Annotated in this window: 16 protein-coding genes; 11 read left to right on the top strand and 5 right to left on the bottom strand. The window is 61.9% G+C overall.

Annotated elements, in window-relative coordinates; all coding sequences use genetic code 11:
- Positions 1 to 11: 11 nt before the first annotated feature.
- Entirely contained in the window at positions 12 to 719 is a 708-nt protein-coding gene (locus ABRP30_RS18685; RefSeq protein WP_046788264.1) for an arginyltransferase, read from the top strand.
- Positions 720 to 821: 102 nt separating this feature from the next.
- Complete coding sequence (gene infA, locus ABRP30_RS18690; protein WP_002553999.1) at positions 822 to 1,040, top strand: translation initiation factor IF-1; 219 nt, start codon at positions 822 to 824, stop codon at positions 1,038 to 1,040.
- An 85-nt stretch (positions 1,041 to 1,125) separates the two neighbouring features.
- On the opposite strand, the gene clpA is transcribed toward infA, so the two are convergent.
- Complete coding sequence (gene clpA, locus ABRP30_RS18695; RefSeq protein ID WP_039601928.1) at positions 1,126 to 3,396, bottom strand: ATP-dependent Clp protease ATP-binding subunit ClpA; 2,271 nt, start codon at positions 3,394 to 3,396, stop codon at positions 1,126 to 1,128.
- 30 nt (positions 3,397 to 3,426) lie between these two features.
- Positions 3,427 to 3,789, bottom strand: a complete 363-nt coding sequence (gene clpS, locus ABRP30_RS18700; protein WP_241805425.1) for an ATP-dependent Clp protease adapter ClpS — start codon at positions 3,787 to 3,789, stop codon at positions 3,427 to 3,429.
- A gap of 230 nt (positions 3,790 to 4,019) precedes the next feature.
- On the opposite strand from clpS, the gene cspD reads away from it, so the two are divergent.
- Complete coding sequence (gene cspD / locus ABRP30_RS18705; protein ID WP_241805426.1) at positions 4,020 to 4,271, top strand: cold shock domain-containing protein CspD; 252 nt, start codon at positions 4,020 to 4,022, stop codon at positions 4,269 to 4,271.
- Positions 4,272 to 4,340: 69 nt separating this feature from the next.
- Here the strand turns inward: cspD and icd are convergent, their stop codons facing one another.
- Entirely contained in the window at positions 4,341 to 5,597 is a 1,257-nt protein-coding gene (gene icd, locus ABRP30_RS18710) for an NADP-dependent isocitrate dehydrogenase (protein WP_241805427.1), read from the bottom strand.
- Between the two features lie 416 nt (positions 5,598 to 6,013).
- Here icd and ABRP30_RS18715 point away from each other — a divergent pair, with 416 nt between their 5' ends.
- From ABRP30_RS18715 to ABRP30_RS18750, 8 genes are all read left to right on the top strand, one after another.
- Complete coding sequence (locus ABRP30_RS18715) at positions 6,014 to 8,239, top strand: NADP-dependent isocitrate dehydrogenase (RefSeq protein ID WP_241805428.1); 2,226 nt, start codon at positions 6,014 to 6,016, stop codon at positions 8,237 to 8,239.
- A gap of 225 nt (positions 8,240 to 8,464) precedes the next feature.
- A complete protein-coding gene (locus ABRP30_RS18720) occupies positions 8,465 to 8,905 on the top strand; it encodes an NUDIX hydrolase (RefSeq protein ID WP_267817217.1) in 441 nt (146 codons plus the stop codon).
- Between the two features lie 59 nt (positions 8,906 to 8,964).
- Positions 8,965 to 10,089, top strand: a complete 1,125-nt coding sequence (mnmA, locus tag ABRP30_RS18725) for a tRNA 2-thiouridine(34) synthase MnmA (RefSeq protein ID WP_267817219.1) — start codon at positions 8,965 to 8,967, stop codon at positions 10,087 to 10,089.
- Positions 10,086 to 10,712 carry a high frequency lysogenization protein HflD gene (gene hflD, locus ABRP30_RS18730; RefSeq protein WP_241805431.1) on the top strand — a complete coding sequence of 209 codons (627 nt, stop codon included), beginning with the start codon at positions 10,086 to 10,088 and terminating at the stop codon, positions 10,710 to 10,712. Before mnmA ends, hflD begins: the two co-directional genes overlap by 4 nt.
- Positions 10,713 to 10,847: 135 nt before the next feature.
- Complete coding sequence (purB, locus tag ABRP30_RS18735) at positions 10,848 to 12,218, top strand: adenylosuccinate lyase (protein WP_241805432.1); 1,371 nt, start codon at positions 10,848 to 10,850, stop codon at positions 12,216 to 12,218.
- Positions 12,219 to 12,299: 81 nt separating this feature from the next.
- Positions 12,300 to 13,466: a cupin domain-containing protein gene (locus tag ABRP30_RS18740; protein ID WP_039604938.1), complete on the top strand. Its 1,167-nt coding sequence runs from the start codon at positions 12,300 to 12,302 to the stop codon at positions 13,464 to 13,466.
- On the top strand, positions 13,459 to 13,893 hold the full coding sequence (locus ABRP30_RS18745; RefSeq protein ID WP_241805433.1) for a GNAT family N-acetyltransferase: 435 nt from the start codon (positions 13,459 to 13,461) through the stop codon (positions 13,891 to 13,893). The genes ABRP30_RS18740 and ABRP30_RS18745 overlap by 8 nt, the downstream gene beginning before the upstream one ends.
- Positions 13,894 to 14,125: 232 nt before the next feature.
- Entirely contained in the window at positions 14,126 to 16,090 is a 1,965-nt protein-coding gene (locus ABRP30_RS18750) for a DNA topoisomerase III (protein WP_349975153.1), read from the top strand.
- 24 nt (positions 16,091 to 16,114) lie between these two features.
- Here the strand turns inward: ABRP30_RS18750 and ABRP30_RS18755 are convergent, their stop codons facing one another.
- Positions 16,115 to 16,693 (bottom strand): DinB family protein, encoded by a 579-nt coding sequence (locus tag ABRP30_RS18755; protein WP_349975154.1) that lies wholly within the window; start codon positions 16,691 to 16,693, stop codon positions 16,115 to 16,117.
- A gap of 12 nt (positions 16,694 to 16,705) precedes the next feature.
- Positions 16,706 to 17,812, bottom strand: coding sequence for a cell division protein ZapE (gene zapE, locus ABRP30_RS18760; RefSeq protein ID WP_349975155.1), 1,107 nt, complete (start codon positions 17,810 to 17,812; stop codon positions 16,706 to 16,708).
- Between the last annotated feature and the right edge of the window lie 101 nt (positions 17,813 to 17,913).

The raw sequence follows: 17,913 nt of genomic DNA on the forward strand, positions 1-17,913 counted from the left end.
AGGGGTCGATCATGACAGAGTTGGCGCGGTTGAAGTTCTATGCCACTCAGCCCCACTCCTGCAGCTATCTGCCGAACGAGCAGGCGACCACCCTGTTCCTCGACCCCAGCCAGCCGATGGATGTGCATGTGTATGCCGACCTCTCGGAGATGGGCTTTCGCCGCAGTGGCGACCACCTGTACCGCCCCCATTGCCAGAACTGCAATGCCTGCGTGCCGGCGCGCATCCCGGCCGCGCGCTTCATTCCCAACCGCCAGCAGCGGCGCATCCTCAAGCGCAATGCAGACCTCACCGTGACGGCTGCACGGCCGGCGTTCAAAGAAGAATATTTCGACCTGTACCGTCGCTACATCGAAACCCGTCATGCCGATGGCGACATGTACCCGCCAAGCCGCGATCAGTTTTCCACCTTTCTGGTGCGCGACTTGCCGTTCTGCTGGTTCTACGAATTCCGCCTGGCCGGTCGCCTGCTGGCAGTTGCCGTCTGCGACCTGCTACCCAACGGGCTGTCTGCGGTGTACACGTTCTATGAGCCCGACGAAGAACGGCGCAGCCTGGGGCGTTTTGCCATCCTCTGGCAAATCACCGAAGCCCTGCGCCAGGACCTCGAAGCGGTTTATCTTGGCTACTGGATCAAGAACTGCAAGAAGATGAACTACAAGACCCAGTATCGCCCCATCGAGCTGCTGATCAACCAGCGTTGGGTCACTCTCAACTGAAAGCATTGGCTTGACACACTATTTTCCGGCATAATCCACGCCACTTTTTTGCCCGGTGCGGTTATGCGTCGGGCCAACACTGGACACCGAGGGCTCAACTGCATGTCGAAAGAAGACAGCTTCGAAATGGAAGGTACTGTCGTCGACACCCTGCCCAACACCATGTTCCGCGTGGAGTTGGAAAACGGGCACGTCGTAACCGCGCACATCTCCGGAAAGATGCGCAAGAACTACATCCGTATTCTCACTGGCGACAAGGTCCGCGTCGAGCTGACGCCTTATGACCTGAGCAAGGGCCGCATCACCTACCGTGCGCGCTAAGCTCCAGCCATGAAAAAGCCCGGCCATGTGCCGGGCTTTTTTGTGCTTGCAAAAATGGCTTGGGGCCGCGAAGCAGCCCCTTGCATCACGCGACTTCTGCCGTGGTTTCGAAGTCGAACACCAACTCCCCATCGCGCAGGTCGATGTGCACCACACCGCCGTGCTCGGCCAGCTCGCCAAACAGAATCTCCTCGGCCAACGGCCGCTTGATCTTGTCCTGGATAAGCCGCGCCATCGGCCGCGCACCCATCTGCACATCGTAGCCAGAGGCCGCCAGCCAGCCGCGGGCGGCATCGCTGACTTCAAGCAAGACGCGCTTGTCTTCCAGCTGCGCCTGAAGTTCGATGAGGAACTTGTCGACGATGCTTTTGATGGTCTCGTGACTCAGGCGGCCAAACTGGATGATGGTGTCCAGACGGTTGCGGAACTCCGGTGTGAAGCTCTTGCGAATGACTTCCATCGCATCGGACGCATGGTCCTGATGGGTGAAACCAATGGAAGCGCGTGCCGCAGTTTCAGCGCCGGCATTGGTGGTCATGATCAGAATCACATTGCGGAAGTCCGCTTTGCGCCCGTTGTTGTCGGTCAGGGTACCGTGGTCCATCACCTGCAGCAGCAGGTTGAAGACTTCCGGGTGCGCCTTCTCGATCTCATCGAGCAGCAACACGCAATGCGGCTGCTTGGTGATCGCCTCGGTCAGCAGGCCACCCTGGTCGAACCCGACATACCCAGGAGGCGCACCGATCAGGCGCGACACAGTGTGCCGTTCCATGTACTCGGACATGTCGAAGCGCACCAGCTCGACACCCAGCGCCTTGGCCAGCTGCCGCGCCGCTTCGGTCTTGCCCACACCGGTAGGGCCGGCGAACAGGAACGAACCGACCGGCTTGTCCGGTGCCTTGAGGCCTGCACGGGACAGCTTGATTGCCGTGGCCAGCGAATCGATCGCCTGGTCCTGGCCGAACACGGTCAGTTTCAGGTCACGCTCCAGGTTACGCAGCAGTTCCTTGTCGGAGCTGGTGACGTGCTTCGGCGGAATCCGCGCGATCTTGGCCACGATGTCCTCGACTTGAGGTACATCGATACGCTTGACCCGATTCGCCTCAGGCTGCAGGCGCTGATACGCCCCTGCTTCGTCGATCACGTCGATGGCCTTGTCCGGCATGTGGCGGTCATTGATGTAGCGTGATGCCAGCTCGGCGGCGGCGCGCAAGGCTTCATCGCTGTACTCGATATTGTGATGGCTTTCAAAGCGCCCTTTGAGGCCGCGCAGAATGCCCACGGTGTCCTCGACAGACGGCTCGCTGACATCCACCTTCTGGAAGCGCCGTGCCAGGGCACGATCCTTCTCGAAGATGCCACGAAACTCTTGGAACGTCGTCGAACCGATGCAGCGAATCTCGCCGGAAGACAGCAGCGGCTTGAGCAGGTTGGAGGCGTCCATCACGCCGCCCGAGGCAGCACCGGCACCAATGATGGTATGGATTTCGTCAATGAACAGGATGGCCTGGGGGCGTTTGCGCAGCTCACCAAGCAACGCCTTGAAGCGTTTCTCGAAGTCGCCACGGTACTTGGTCCCTGCCAGCAGTGCGCCAAGGTCGAGCGAATACACCACGCTCTGCGACAGCAGGTCGGGCACCTGACCATCGACGATGCGCTTGGCCAGGCCTTCGGCAATCGCGGTCTTGCCCACACCAGCCTCACCGACCAGCAGCGGGTTGTTCTTGCGCCGGCGGGCAAGGATCTGCGCCACACGCTCGACTTCCTGCTCGCGCCCGACCAGCGGGTCGATTCGCCCAGCACGGGCCAATTCGTTCAGGTTGCTGGCATACGCATCCAGGGGGTTGCTCGAGGACGACGTCTCGCCGCCCTCCTCATCCTGCATTTCCTGGTCGCTGTCACTGTGCGAGCCGTGGCCCGGCACTTTGGAAATGCCGTGGGCAATGTAGTTGACCACGTCGATACGGGCCACGCTCTGCTGCTTGAGCAGGAACACGGCCTGGCTTTCCTGTTCGCTGAAGATCGCCACCAGCACATTGGCACCGGTCACCTCGCGCTTGCCAGAGCTTTGCACGTGGAACACGGCACGCTGCAGCACACGCTGGAAGCCTAGGGTCGGCTGGGTTTCGCGATCCTCGTCGTTGACGGGAATCAGGGGAGTGGTGGAATCGATGAACTCTTGCAGGTCGTGCTTGAGTTTGTCGAGATTGGCGCCACAGGCGCGCAGAACGGTCGCAGCAGCCTCATTGTCAAGGAGTGCCAGCAGCAGATGCTCGACGGTCATGAATTCATGACGCTTCGAACGGGCCTCCTTGAAGGCAAGATTGAGGGTGACTTCGAGCTCGCGGTTTAACATAGCTTCACCTCATACCCAAGTGGTCGGCGATTAACCGTCCTTCTCGATTTCACAGAGTAGCGGATGCTGGCTTTCCCTGGCGTATTGGTTGACCTGCATTGCCTTCGTTTCGGCGATGTCCCGGGTAAACAATCCGCACACTGCCCGCCCTTCGGTATGGACGGTCAGCATGATCTTGGTCGCCAGCTCGCGGTTCAGATTGAAGAACGTTTCGAGCACTTCGACGACGAAATCCATCGGCGTGTAGTCATCGTTGAACAAAACCACCTTGTACATCGGTGGCGCCTGCAGGATCGGCTTGGCTTCCTGTACCGCAAGCCCTGAGCCGTCGTCCTCATTCGATTGCGGGCGATCCTGATTGAATGTTAGTCGAATCTCGCTACGTGCATGCATGGAAAGAATTTCATCATGATCGACAGGTTAAGGTTGTGAGTTGACCGCACAAGCCGCAGCCCGCGTGTAGACGGGGCGACCTTGACTATCGGCAAAACGGTGTTACAACCAATAAGAACCCACCGTGGTCGATAAAGATCCGCGCAGTCAACCAGATTTTTCGCAAGGTTCGTATGCGGATGAAGTGGATGATACTCCAGTGATGGAGTCCTTTGCAGAGGGACATAGGGATGGCAAGCGGTAAAGTCAAGTGGTTCAACAATGCCAAGGGCTACGGATTCATCAATGAAGACGGCAAAACCGACGATCTGTTCGCCCACTATTCGGCGATCAAGATGGACGGTTACAAAACCCTCAAGGCCGGACAAGCCGTGACTTTCGAGATCGTGCAGGGCCCCAAGGGCCTGCATGCGACCGAGATCGCCAACGCTATCACCAGCACCTCGACGGGAGCCTCGCAATCATCGACCGCAGAAGCCTGACCCCTGCTTTGCGCCGGCACACGAAAAACCGGCCGCCCCGTCATAAGGGGCGGCCGGTTTTCAATTGTTTCACATATGCTTGATCATTTCGTCCCCGAAGCCTGAGCTGCCCACCAGCTTCGCGCCCTCCATCAGCCGCTCGAAGTCGTAGGTGACCGTCTTGGCCGCTATCGCGCCGTTGGTGCCCTTGATGATCAGGTCGGCTGCCTCGGTCCAGCCCATGTGGCGCAGCATCATCTCTGCCGAGAGGATCACCGAGCCCGGGTTGACCTTGTCCTGGCCGGCATACTTGGGTGCCGTGCCGTGGGTGGCCTCGAACATGGCCACGGTGTCGGACAGGTTGGCACCTGGCGCGATACCGATACCCCCCACTTCCGCCGCCAATGCATCGGACAGGTAGTCGCCGTTGAGATTGAGCGTGGCGATCACGTCATACTCGGCCGGGCGCAGCAGTATCTGCTGGAGCATGGCGTCGGCAATGGCGTCCTTGACGATGACCTCGCGGCCGGTCTTGGGGTTCTTGAACTTCATCCACGGGCCACCATCGAGCAACTCGGCGCCAAACTCATCCTTGGCCACCTCGTAACCCCAGTCCTTGAAGGCACCTTCGGTGAACTTCATGATGTTGCCCTTGTGGACCAGGGTCAGCGACTCTCGGTCGTTGTCCACCACGTACTGCAGGGCCTTGCGCACCAGGCGCTTGGTGCCCTCGCGGGAAACCGGCTTGACCCCGATGCCGCAGTCCTGGTCGAAACGGATCTTGGTGACGCCCATTTCCTCCTTGAGAAACTTGATCACCTTGTCCGCCTCGGGCGAGCCGGCTTTCCATTCGATACCGGCGTAGATGTCCTCGGAGTTCTCACGGAAGATCACCATGTCGACATCGCCTGGCTTCTTGACCGGGCTGGGCACGCCCTCGAACCACAGCACCGGGCGCAGGCACACATAAAGATCGAGCTGCTGGCGCAGGGCCACGTTCAGCGAACGGATGCCCCCTCCGACCGGGGTGGTCAGCGGCCCCTTGATCGATACGACATAGTCGCGCACCGCATCCAGGGTTTCCTGGGGCAGCCATGTATCCTGGTCATAGACCTGGGTGGCCTTCTCCCCGGCGTACACCTCCATCCAGGCGATCTTGCGCTTGCCGCCGTAGGCCTTGTTCACAGCAGCGTCAACCACCTTGATCATCACCGGTGAGACGTCGATGCCAATGCCGTCGCCTTCGATATAGGGAATGATGGGGTTGTCGGGCACATTGAGCGAATGGTCTGCATTGACGGTGATCTTGGCGCCGTCGGTCGGAACCTTGATTTTCTGGTATCCCATGCTTGCACTACTCCGCTTTCGGGTGTGATTGGACATCATGCGATCCCACTGAGCCTAAACCACATCTGCCGACCTGCAAGCGCTGCGACATCACGCCACATTGCCGCTACGTCTTTGGTCTTATAAATGGCGCCGATGTCACTTCGCCTTGCTGAATAGCCCGATTGGTTTGATATACTGCGCCGCGACCGAAGGGTCATCGGGGCGAATCCCAGGAAAATGCGGCTCGCCCTCGGCCAGTAACTGGCCACAAAGCCTGGGCTGTTACCGCAGTTCAGCACTTGACGCTCGACTGATGCATCCACCATCACCGCTCGCAGCCTCTCGACTTTCCGCTCATGGCGTCGCCAGGGCGAAGCGCCTACCCTGCGCACCTCGAGACTCGAGTACGCTCAGCACATAGAGAGTTAACCCGCATGCCCACCCGTTCCAAGATCATCTATACCTTCACCGACGAAGCCCCCGCCCTCGCCACCTACTCGCTGCTGCCGATCGTCGAAGCGTTCACCGCTTCGGCTGACATCGCCGTCGAAACTCGCGACATTTCCCTGGCTGGCCGCATCCTCGCGGCATTCCCGGAGCAACTGGGCACCGAGAAGCAGGTAGGCGATCACCTGGCGGAACTGGGCCAACTGGCTACCACACCTGAAGCCAACATCATCAAGCTGCCGAACATCAGCGCCTCGGTGCCGCAGCTCAAGGCCGCCATCAAGGAACTGCAAGGCAAGGGCTTCAATATCCCGGACTACGCCGACGAACCGGCCACCGCGGAAGAAAAAGAATCCCGCGCGCGCTACGACCGCATCAAGGGCAGCGCCGTGAACCCGGTACTGCGCGAAGGCAACTCCGACCGCCGCGCACCGCTGTCGGTCAAGAACTACGCGCGCAAGCACCCGCACAAGATGGGTGCCTGGGCCGCCGACTCCAAGTCGCACGTAGCCCACATGACCCAGGGCGACTTCTACGGCAGCGAAAAGGCCGCACTGATCGAGGCTGACGACAGCCTGCGCATCGAGCTGGTTGCCAAAGACGGCAGCATCACCGTGCTGAAAGAAAAGACCGCCGTCAAAGCCGCCGAAGTCATCGACTGCGCGACCATGAGCCGCAAGGCCCTGAAAGCCTTCATCGCCGAGCAGATCGCCGATGCCAAGGCCTCTGGCGTGCTGCTGTCGGTGCACCTGAAAGCCACCATGATGAAGGTTTCCGACCCGATCATGTTCGGCGTCATCGTCGAAGCCTTCTACGGCGAAGTGCTGGCCAAGCACGCTGCCGCGCTGACCGAAGTGGGCTTCAATGCCAACAACGGCATCGGCGACCTGTATGCCCGCATCAAGGACCTGCCAGCCGACAAGCAGGCCGAGATCGAAGCCGACATCCAGGCCCTGTACGCCGACCGCCCGGCCCTGGCCATGGTCAACTCCGATAAAGGCATCACCAACCTGCACGTGCCGAGCGACGTCATCGTCGACGCATCGATGCCGGCCATGATCCGTGACTCGGGCAAGATGTGGAACACCGCCGGTGAGCTGCAGGACGCCAAGGCGATCATCCCGGACCGCTGCTACGCCGGCATCTACCAGGCCACCATCGAAGACTGCAAGGCCAACGGCGCGTTCGACCCAACCACCATGGGCAGCGTACCGAACGTCGGCCTGATGGCACAGAAGGCCGAAGAATACGGCTCCCACGACAAGACGTTCCAGGTCAAGGCCGACGGTGTCGTGCGCGTGGTCGATGGCAAGGGCAAGGTCGTTCTGGAGCAGAACGTCGAAGCCGGTGATATCTTCCGCATGTGCCAGACCAAAGACGCGCCGATCCAGGACTGGGTCAAGCTGGCCGTCAACCGCGCCCGCCTGAGCAACACCCCGGCCGTATTCTGGCTGGACCCGGCCCGCGCCCACGACGGTGTGATGATCGAGAAGGTGCAGAAGTACCTGAAGGATCACGACACCGCTGGCCTGGACATCCGTGTCCTGGCGCCGGTCGACGCCATCAAGTTCTCGCTTGCCCGCATTCGTGAAGGCAAGGACACCATCTCGGTGACCGGCAATGTGCTGCGCGACTACCTGACCGACCTGTTCCCGATCATGGAGCTGGGCACCAGCGCCAAGATGCTGTCGATCGTGCCGCTGATGAACGGCGGTGGCCTGTTCGAAACCGGCGCTGGCGGTTCGGCACCCAAGCACGTGCAACAGTTGGTGGAAGAAAACTTCCTGCGCTGGGACTCGCTGGGTGAATTCCTGGCCCTGGCCGCTTCCCTGGAGCACCTGGGCAACACGTACGACAACCCGCGCGCCAAGGTCCTTGCCAACACCCTGGACCAGGCCACCGGCAAGTTCCTCGACACCAACAAATCGCCTTCGCGTAAAGTCGGTGGTATCGACAACCGCGGCAGCCACTTCTACCTGACCCTGTACTGGGCAGAAGCCCTGGCCGCCCAGACTGACGACGCCGCGCTGCAGGCGCGCTTCGCGCCGCTGGCGAAAACCCTGGCCGAGAACGAAGCGACCATCGTCGCCGAGCTCAACGCCGTTCAGGGCAAGCCGGCCGACATCGGTGGCTACTACGCTCCGGATGCAGAGCTGACCGCCAAGGTGATGCGCCCAAGCCAGACCCTGAACAGCGCGATCGCCGCACTGTAAGGCTCGCTTGACGTAACAGCACAAACCCCGGCCACGCACCGGGGTTTGTGCTTTTTGAGCTTCAAGCTGCAAGCTGCAAGCTGCAAGACAAAGCGATGCGCGCACTGCTCTTGCTCTTGCTCTTGCTCTTGCTCTTGCTCTTGCTTGTAGCTTGCAGCTTGTCGCTTGTCGCTTGTCGCTTGCAGCTTGCAGCTTGCAGCTTCTAACCATCGGAGAACATCGACCGTGTCCTGGCAACCGCACATCACCGTCGCCACCGTCGTCGAGCACGCAGGCAAATTCCTCTTCGTCGAGGAGTTCAAGGCCGGCCAGCACGTGTTCAACCAGCCCGCCGGCCACCTGGAGCCTGACGAAACCCTGCCCCAGGCCGCACTGCGCGAAACGCTGGAAGAAACCGCGTGGGAAGTCGAGCTCACCGGCGTGGTCGGCATCTATCTGTACACCGCACCCAGCAACGGCGTGACCTACCAGCGCATCTGCTTCGCCGCACGCCCCGTGCGCCACCACGCCGACCGCGCCCTGGACAGCGACATCGTCCGTGCCGTCTGGCTCACCCGCGAGGAGCTGTTGGCCGCCCCCGACCGCTGGCGCAGCGAACTGGTGCCACGCTGCCTGGATGACTACCTCGCAGGCCCGTTGCACAGCCTCGACTTGCTGCGCGACTGACGCGCAGCCTCGGGTTTGATAGAATCGGCGCTTTTCCCCCTTGATACACATCGGTAGCCATGACCAGCCCAGCACTCAAAGACCCCGCCAAGACCCGCGTCATCGTCGGCATGTCCGGCGGCGTGGACTCTTCCGTCTCCGCCCTTCTGCTCATGGAGCAGGGCTACCAGGTGGAAGGTCTGTTCATGAAGAACTGGGAAGAGGACGACGGCACCGAATACTGCACCGCCCGGGAAGATCTGGCCGACGCCCAGGCCGTGTGCGACCGCATCGGCATCAAGCTGCATACCGCCAACTTCGCTGCTGAATACTGGGACAACGTTTTCGAGCATTTCCTCGAAGAATACAAAGCCGGCCGTACACCCAACCCGGACATCCTCTGCAACCGCGAAATCAAGTTCAAGGCGTTTCTCGACTACGCGCTTTCGCTGGGGGCAGACCTGATCGCCACCGGTCATTACGTGCGCCGCCGCGACACCGGCGCGATCACCGAACTGCTCAAGGGCCTGGACCCGAACAAGGACCAGAGCTATTTCCTGCATGCCGTGGGCGGCAAGGAAATCGCTCGCACCCTGTTCCCGGTCGGCGAACTGGAAAAGCCCGAGGTCCGCGCCATCGCCGAAAAACACGGCCTGGCCACCGCCAAGAAGAAGGATTCCACCGGTATCTGCTTCATCGGTGAGCGCCGCTTCAGTGACTTCCTCAAGCAGTACCTGCCGGCCCAGCCAGGTGAGATCCAGACCACCGAAGGCGAAGTCATCGGCCGCCACCACGGTCTGATGTACCACACCATTGGCCAGCGCCAGGGCTTGGGTATCGGCGGCCTGAAAGACGCAGGCGACGAGCCGTGGTACGTGCTGCACAAAGACCTGGCCCGCAATGTACTGGTGGTCGGTCAGGGCAATGAACACCCTTGGTTGTTCTCCCGCGCGCTGCTCGCTTCGGAAATCTTCTGGGTCAACCCGATCGACCTCAGCAGCCCGCGTACGCTCACTGCCAAGGTGCGCTACCGCCAGAGCGACCAGCGCTGCACCCTGGAACTGACCGAAAGCGGCTACCGCGCCGTGTTCGACGAGCCGCAGCGCGCCGTTACCCCTGGCCAGTCGGTAGTGTTCTACGACGGTGAGGTGTGCCTGGGTGGCGGCGTGATCGAGACGGCCGAGCCGTGGAGCCCGCGCGCATGAGCAAACTGCAGGAGCAATTGATCGCCCTGGGCGGGGTGTTTCAGGCCGCCGTGCTGGTCGACCGCATCGCCCGCACCGGCCAGGCCAGCGAGGCCGATATCGGCTGCATGCTGGGCAGCCTGCTGGTGCGCGACCCCAAGGACACCCTGGAGGTGTTCGGTGGCGACGACCTCAACCTGCGTGACGGTTATCGCGCCCTGGTCGGCGCCCTGGAGCGCGACCCCAGCAGCCTGCAGCGCGAACCGCTGCGTTATGCGCTGTCGATGCTCGGCCTGGAACGCCAGCTGAACAAGCGGGGCGACCTGCTCGACACCATTGGCAACCGCCTGCCGCAGATCCAGTCACAGGCCGACCATTTCGGCCTGGTTCACGAAAACGTCATCGCTTCCAGCGGCGCGTTGTATCAGGACACCCTGAGCACCCTGCGCCAGCGCATTCAGGTGCATGGCGACATGCGCTTCCTGCAGCAGGCCAGCAACGCTTCGAAAATTCGCGCCCTGCTGCTGGCCGGTATCCGCGCCGCACGCCTTTGGCGCCAGCTGGGCGGGCACCGCTGGCAGCTGGTGTTCAGCCGGCGCAAGTTGCTCAACGAGCTGTACGATATGATGCGCAGCCCCAGCTGAGGGCTGAGCTGCCTGTTTGCACAGCGACTGCCACCCGATCCAGATTGGGCTGACCTTTGGTCAGCCACCCGACCTCGGCGCATTTTTCATGTATGATATGCGCCCTCCAAAAGCCTGACTGTCCGAGAACACCCCATGCAGCTCTCTTCGCTCACTGCGGTTTCCCCTGTAGACGGCCGTTATGCCGGCAAAACCCAGGCCTTGCGCCCCATTTTCAGCGAATTCGGCCTGATCCGTTTCCGCGCCCTGGTCGAAGTGCGCTGGCTGCAGCGCCTGGCCGCCCACCCGCAGATCGGCGAAGTGCCGGCGTTCTCCGCCGAAGCCAACGCCCTGCTGGACAGCCTGGCCACCGACTTCAAGCTCGAGCACGCTGAACGCGTCAAGGAAATCGAGCGCACCACCAACCATGACGTCAAGGCGATCGAGTACCTCCTCAAGGAGCAGGCTGCGCAACTGCCTGAGTTGGCCAAAGTCAGCGAATTCATCCACTTCGCCTGCACCAGTGAGGACATCAACAACCTGTCCCACGCCCTGATGCTGCGTGCTGGCCGCGATGACGTGCTGCTGCCACTGATGCGCCAGATCGCTGATGCCATCCGCGCCCTGGCCCATGCGCACGCCGACGTGCCGATGCTGTCGCGCACCCACGGCCAGCCGGCTTCGCCGACCACGCTGGGTAAAGAGCTGGCCAACGTCGTCTACCGCCTGGAGCGCCAGATCGCTCAAGTGGCCGCTGTGCCGCTGCTGGGCAAGATCAACGGTGCCGTGGGCAACTACAACGCCCACCTGTCGGCCTACTCGCAGATCGACTGGGAAGAAAACGCCCGCGCCTTCATCGAAGACGAACTGGGCCTGGTGTTCAACCCGTACACCACTCAGATCGAGCCGCACGACTACATCGCCGAGCTGTTCGACGCCATCGCCCGCTTCAACACCATCCTCATCGACTTCGACCGCGACGTGTGGGGCTACATCTCGCTGGGCTACTTCAAGCAGAAGACCGTCGCTGGCGAAATCGGCTCGTCGACCATGCCGCACAAGGTCAACCCGATCGACTTCGAAAACTCCGAAGGCAACCTGGGTATCGCCAACGCACTGTTCCAGCACTTGGCCAGCAAACTGCCGATCTCGCGCTGGCAGCGTGACCTGACCGACTCCACCGTGCTGCGCAACCTGGGTGTGGGCTTCGCTCACAGCGTCATCGCCTATGAAGCCAGCCTCAAAGGCATCGGCAAGCTGGAAGTCAACGCCGCACGTATCGCCGCCGACCTGGACGCCTGCTGGGAAGTCCTCGCCGAGCCGATCCAGACCGTGATGCGCCGCTTCAACATCGAGAACCCCTACGAGAAGCTCAAGGAGCTGACCCGTGGCAAGGGCATCACCCCAGAAGCACTGCTGACCTTCATCGACGGCCTGGACATGCCAGCCGAAGCCAAGGCCGAGCTCAAGCAGCTGACCCCTGCCAGCTACATCGGTAACGCCGTAGCGCAGGCCAAACGCATCTAAGCTAAGCGTCGAGTTCAACGCCCGGCCTGGCCGGGCGTTTTTATTCCCGGACGAAAATTACGTTTTTTCAATAGGTTGAACATGAATCCTGATACTCCACTGCAGCTGCTCGGCGGCATCTCGGCCCGTGAATTCATGCGCGACTACTGGCAGAAGAAGCCGCTGCTGGTGCGCCAGGCATTCCCGGACTTCGAAAGCCCGATCGACCCCGACGAGCTGGCCGGCCTGGCCCTGGAAGAGGAAGTCGAGTCGCGCATCGTGCTCGAGCACGGCGCCCACCCGTGGGAGCTGCGCCGCGGCCCGTTCAATGAAGACACCTTCGCCGACCTGCCTGAGAAAGACTGGACCCTGCTGGTTCAGGCCGTCGACCAGTTCGTACCTGAAGTGGCCGAACTACTGGAGCACTTCCGCTTCCTGCCAAGCTGGCGCATCGACGATGTGATGATCAGCTTCGCCACTCCCGGTGGCAGCGTAGGCCCGCACTTCGACAACTACGACGTGTTCCTGCTGCAAGGCCACGGCCAGCGCAACTGGAAGATCGGCCAGATGTGCAACAGCGACAGCCCACTGCTGGACCATGCCGACCTGCGCATCCTCGCCGAATTCGAACAGAGCGGCGAATGGACCCTGGAGCCTGGCGACATGCTCTACCTGCCACCGCGCCTGGCTCACTACGGCGTAGCCGTGGACGACTGCCTGACCTACTCGGTCGGTTTCCGCGCGCCAAGCGCCGCCGAAGTGCTGACCCACTTCACCGACTTCCTCGGCCAGTTCCTGCCGGACGAGGAACGCTACAGCGACGCCGACGCCGAGCCTGCCAGCGACCCGCACCAGATCCAGCACGACGCCCTCGACCGTCTCAAGGGCCTGCTCGACAAGCACATGAACGACAAGGACCTGCTGCTGACCTGGTTCGGCCAGTTCATGACCGAGCCGCGCTACCCCGAACAGGTCGTCGGTGAGGAGCTGGACGAGCAGGAGCTGATCGAAGCACTCGAAGACGGTGCCATCCTGATTCGCAACCCAAGTGCGCGCATGGCCTGGTCGGAGCTTGGCGATGACCTGATGCTGTTCGCCAGCGGCCGCAGCTGCCCGCTGCCCGCCAAACTGCGCGAGCTGCTGAAGCTGGTGTGTGCCGCCGACGCGTTACACATCGACAACCTTGCACAGTGGCTGGAGGATGAAGACGGCCTTATGCTGGTACAGCAGTTGATCAAACAAGGAAGCCTGGGATTCGCCAATGAATAAGATTCGCGTGCGCCTCGCCGATTGGCAGAAAGACAATGCCGATATCCGGCGTATCCGTGAAGCGGTGTTCGTCGCAGAACAGCACATTCCGCCTGAGCTGGAGTTCGACTCGGAAGACCAGGACGCGCTGCATTTTCTGGCGCTGGAAGGCGATTACCCGATTGGCACTGCCCGCCTGCTGGCCGACGGTACCATCGGGCGCATCTCGGTGCTAAAGGACTGGCGCGGGCTGAAGGTTGGCGATGCACTGGTCAATGCGGTCATCCTCGAGGCGCAGAACCGTGACCTCAAGCAACAGATGCTCAGCGCCCAAGTGCATGCCACGCCATTCTACGAGCGGCTGGGCTTTCGCGTGGTCAGCGAGGAATTTCTGGAAGCCGGCATCCCGCATGTTGACATGGTGCGCGACTCCCGCGAGTTTGCCTGATGCCTAGCGGCTGACCTCACCGGCCCTCTCGCCGGCAAGCCGGCTCCCCCACATACCTCATAGCTTTCAGGAGCGGTGATACACCTGTGGGGGCCGGCTTGCCGGCGAGAGGACGGTGGTTGCAGCAACATCCTCACTGATAAAAACCTGTACATCCATCCAGATAAAACTTGCCTCCGCGCCCGCGCTTGCGCATCCTAGTGCCTATCACTCTCGATAAAGCGTCCCGGCCATGCGCCTGTTCCTCTGCGAAAAACCCTCCCAGGCAAAAGACATCGCCAAGATCCTAGGTGCCAACCGCAAGGGCGACGGCTGCTGGCAAGGCACAGACGTCTGCGTCACCTGGTGCATCGGCCACCTGTTGGAAACCGCGCCGCCCGACAGCTACGACGAACGCTACAAGCGCTGGAGCCTCGCCGACCTGCCAATCATTCCAGACAAGTGGAAGATGCTGGTCAAGCCCAAGACCGCCAGCCAGTTCAAGGCCGTCAAGCGCTTGCTCGGCGAGGCACGCGAACTGGTTATCGCCACCGATGCCGACCGCGAAGGCGAAATGATCGCCCGCGAACTGGTCGAGCATTGTCGCTACCGTGGGCCCATACAGCGCCTGTGGCTGTCCGCTCTGGACGATGCCTCGATTCGCAAGGCCTTGGCGCGCCTGCTGCCGGGGCAGGATACCTTCAACCTCTATCACTCGGCGCTGGGCCGCTCACGCGCCGACTGGCTCATCGGCATGAACATGAGCCGGCTGTTCACCCTATTGGGCCGCCAGTCGGGCTACCAGGGTGTGCTACCGGTGGGCCGGGTACAAACACCTACCCTGCGCCTGGTGGTGGACCGCGACCGCAGCATCGCCGATTTCGTACCGTTACCGTTCTGGGCCATCGACGTGCAACTCGAGCATGCCGGCATGGGCTTCAACGCCCAGTGGCGAGCGCCACAACACATCTGCGACGACCAGGGCCGCTGCCTTGACCAGGCGCTGGCCCAACAGGCCGCCACAGACATCGGCAACGCCCGTACTGCACGGGTGATCAAGGTGGCCACAGAACGTGTACGCGAGGCAGCCCCCCTGCCCTTCGACCTCGGCACCCTGCAGGAACTGTGCTCCAAGAAATTCGGCCTTGGTGCGCAGGAAACCCTCGACATTGCCCAGGCCCTGTACGAAACCCACAAGCTGATCACCTACCCACGCAGCGATTGCGGTTACCTGCCCCTCAGCCAGCACAGCGAAGCGCCGGCAATCCTTGCTGCATTGCAGCGAGCCGATAGCAGCCTGGCGCCGTTGCAAGCGCACCTTGCGCCGCACCGCCGCTCGCGGGCCTGGAACGATGCCAAAGTCACCGCGCACCACGGCATCATCCCTACTGCGGCCGCCAGCGACCCGTCACGCTTGCCAGCCAAGCACAAGGCGGTTTACACCCTGATCCGCGCCCGCTACCTGGCCCAGTTCCTGCCTAACCACGAGTATGATCGCACCCAGGCCGAGTTCGACTGTGCAGGCCATGCCCTGCGTGCAGTGGGCAAGCAGATCGCGGAGCCGGGCTGGCGTCGCGCATTACCCGAGGCGCTGGCTCCAGCCAAAGGTCGCGAAGCGCCGCCGGCGCAAGTGCTGCCCACATTGTGCGAGGGCCAGGACTGCGCCGTACAGGGCCTGCAGTTGAAGGACCTCTGGACCCAACCGCCCAAACCCTTCACCGAAGGCGACCTGATCAAGGCCATGAAGAACGTCGCCAAACTGGTGGACGACCCGCGGCTCAAACAGAAGCTCAAGGAAACCACCGGCATCGGCACCGAGGCGACCCGTGCCAGCATCATCCAGGGCCTGCTCGACCGCGGCTATCTGGTCAAGAACGGCAAGGCACTGGCCGCCACCCCAGCCGCGTTCAGCCTGATCGACGCCGTGCCACGCGCCATCGCCGACCCAGGTACCACGGCAATCTGGGAACAGGCGCTGGACATGGTGCAAAATGGTGAAATGAGCCTGGAGGACTTCGTTGCTCGGCAGTCGGCATGGATGGGCAAACTGGTGGAGCGCTGCAGCGGCATGCGCATGACCATCAACGGGCCAGCGATGGGCAAGGCGGCGCCGTGGAAGAAAAAGCGCCGCAGCGGTGGCAAAGGCAAACCTGCAGCTAACGGTGCCAAGGCCACAGGCAGCAAGCCGCGGCAACCCCGGCGCAAAGCCGCCAACTGAATAGTCGGCCAGTGCAGCACGGCCTCACTTCCAGACGCGATCCTCGCTCCAGCCAAGCTCGGCAAAATCATGCATTCGCAAACCGGCCTCTTCCTCACAGAAGAACTCATCGAGCTGGGGCGGGCGCACCGCTGTATCGCTGAGCATGGCATGGACCTGGCCACGGTGATGGATCTGGTGCTCGAAAAGGTGTGCAAGCAAGCGCAGGCGCTGTTCACGCTGCACACGGTCGGGCCTCACGATGCTCACGTAGCGCGATAACTGGTCGTCGCTCAGCACACTGCAGTAAGCGATCAGCCGGTGGTCAGCCTGGGCCTGTTCGGCGTGAAGGTCGGTGCACGTGGCAAAAGGCTGCTCCGGCTCGAAGAAGCGTTCACCGTCGGCCGCAGGCGCCTCACCACGCTGCTCGCACTCGAGCATGTGCAGATAGAACCAGTCCACCGTCAGCACATGGTTGAGAGTGGCCTTGATCGACGGAAAGAAGCTGCACCGGGGCGCGACGAACTCGTCCTGGGTCAGTTGCAGACAGGCCTTGTACAGGCGGTGGTTGGCCCAGCCATTGTTATAGGCCTGGGTCAGCAGATGATGCGACAGCGGCTCCATGGTTCGGCTCCTTCAGGCGAAGCGTTGCAGTTGCATCTCCCGTAGCCGGCTTAGGGTCCTTTGGTACGGGAAGGCCAGATACCCTTGAGTGTAGAGCGCTTCAAGCGGAACCTGCGCCTCAAGGTACAGCGCCACCCTGCGGTCGTAGCATTCGTCGACCAGCGCAATGAAGCGGCGCACGGCGTCATCCTTGGCCGCCAGCGCCGGCAGTTGCCGATCACCGGCCTCCACCCGTGCGGCACCGTCCTCGGTACCACGGGCGATACGCCCGGCCTGCTGCTCACCGCTCAGGGCTGGAATGCCTTCGACCAGGATCGCCGGAAACTGATCGCACAGCGCCATGAATTCCATTGCTGCCATTGGCTGCTCGCAGAGGTCGGCAAAGCGACACCAGATCGCTTGTGAGCTACGCCGGATCACCCGGATCTGCCGTGCGCCCACTGCGAACGGCAGCGCAGTGCCCGGATCGTCGGGGCTGAGCTGCCTGAACACCGCCTCAAGCGCCTTTGCCTTGCCAGCTTCAGCCACCCAGTAGCGCTGGTGTGCGGCCCCAGGGTGAAGACGATGGTCCAGTTCGCCTGCCACCGCCAGCACTTGCATGTGCCGCTCTATGGCGGTGATAGCCGGCAGAAAACGATCGCGATTGAAACCGTCTTGGTACAGCAACTGCGGCGGTTGATTGGAGGTGGCAACCACTACCACACCATGATCGAACAACACCTGGAACAGGCGACCGAGAATGATTGCATCTGCGATGTCGCTGACAAAAAGCTCATCGAAGCACAGCACGCGGATCTCCCCCGCCAGCGCTCGGGCAAGCGCCTGCAGCGGATCAGCGGTGCCTTTGAGTTGAAACAGCCGTTGGTGGACCCACGCCATGAAATGGTGGAAGTGCTGCCGCCGGGCGCCAGTACTCAGGCAGCGGTGGAACAAGTCCATGAGCCATGTTTTGCCGCGGCCGACCGGCCCCCACAGGTAAAGGCCCCGAGCGGGGCGACCGCCCTCCAGGGCCTCGAAACAGGCTTGCAAGGCATAGACGGCCTGAGCCTGCTCCGGGTCGGGGACATAGCCTTGCTCGGCAAGGGCCTGCTGATAGAGCGTTTTGGGGTCTAAGGCCATGCCGCATTATGTTGATGGTGCCGATCATCGGCAAGCCAGCGCCCGCTACTGTACTTCAGCTCAGCTGTTCGCCTGCGATAGGCCAGTACATCCCGGAAGCG

The organism is Pseudomonas sp. WHRI 8519 (assembly GCF_040224055.2).
GTDB lineage: Bacteria > Pseudomonadota > Gammaproteobacteria > Pseudomonadales > Pseudomonadaceae > Aquipseudomonas > Aquipseudomonas putida_X.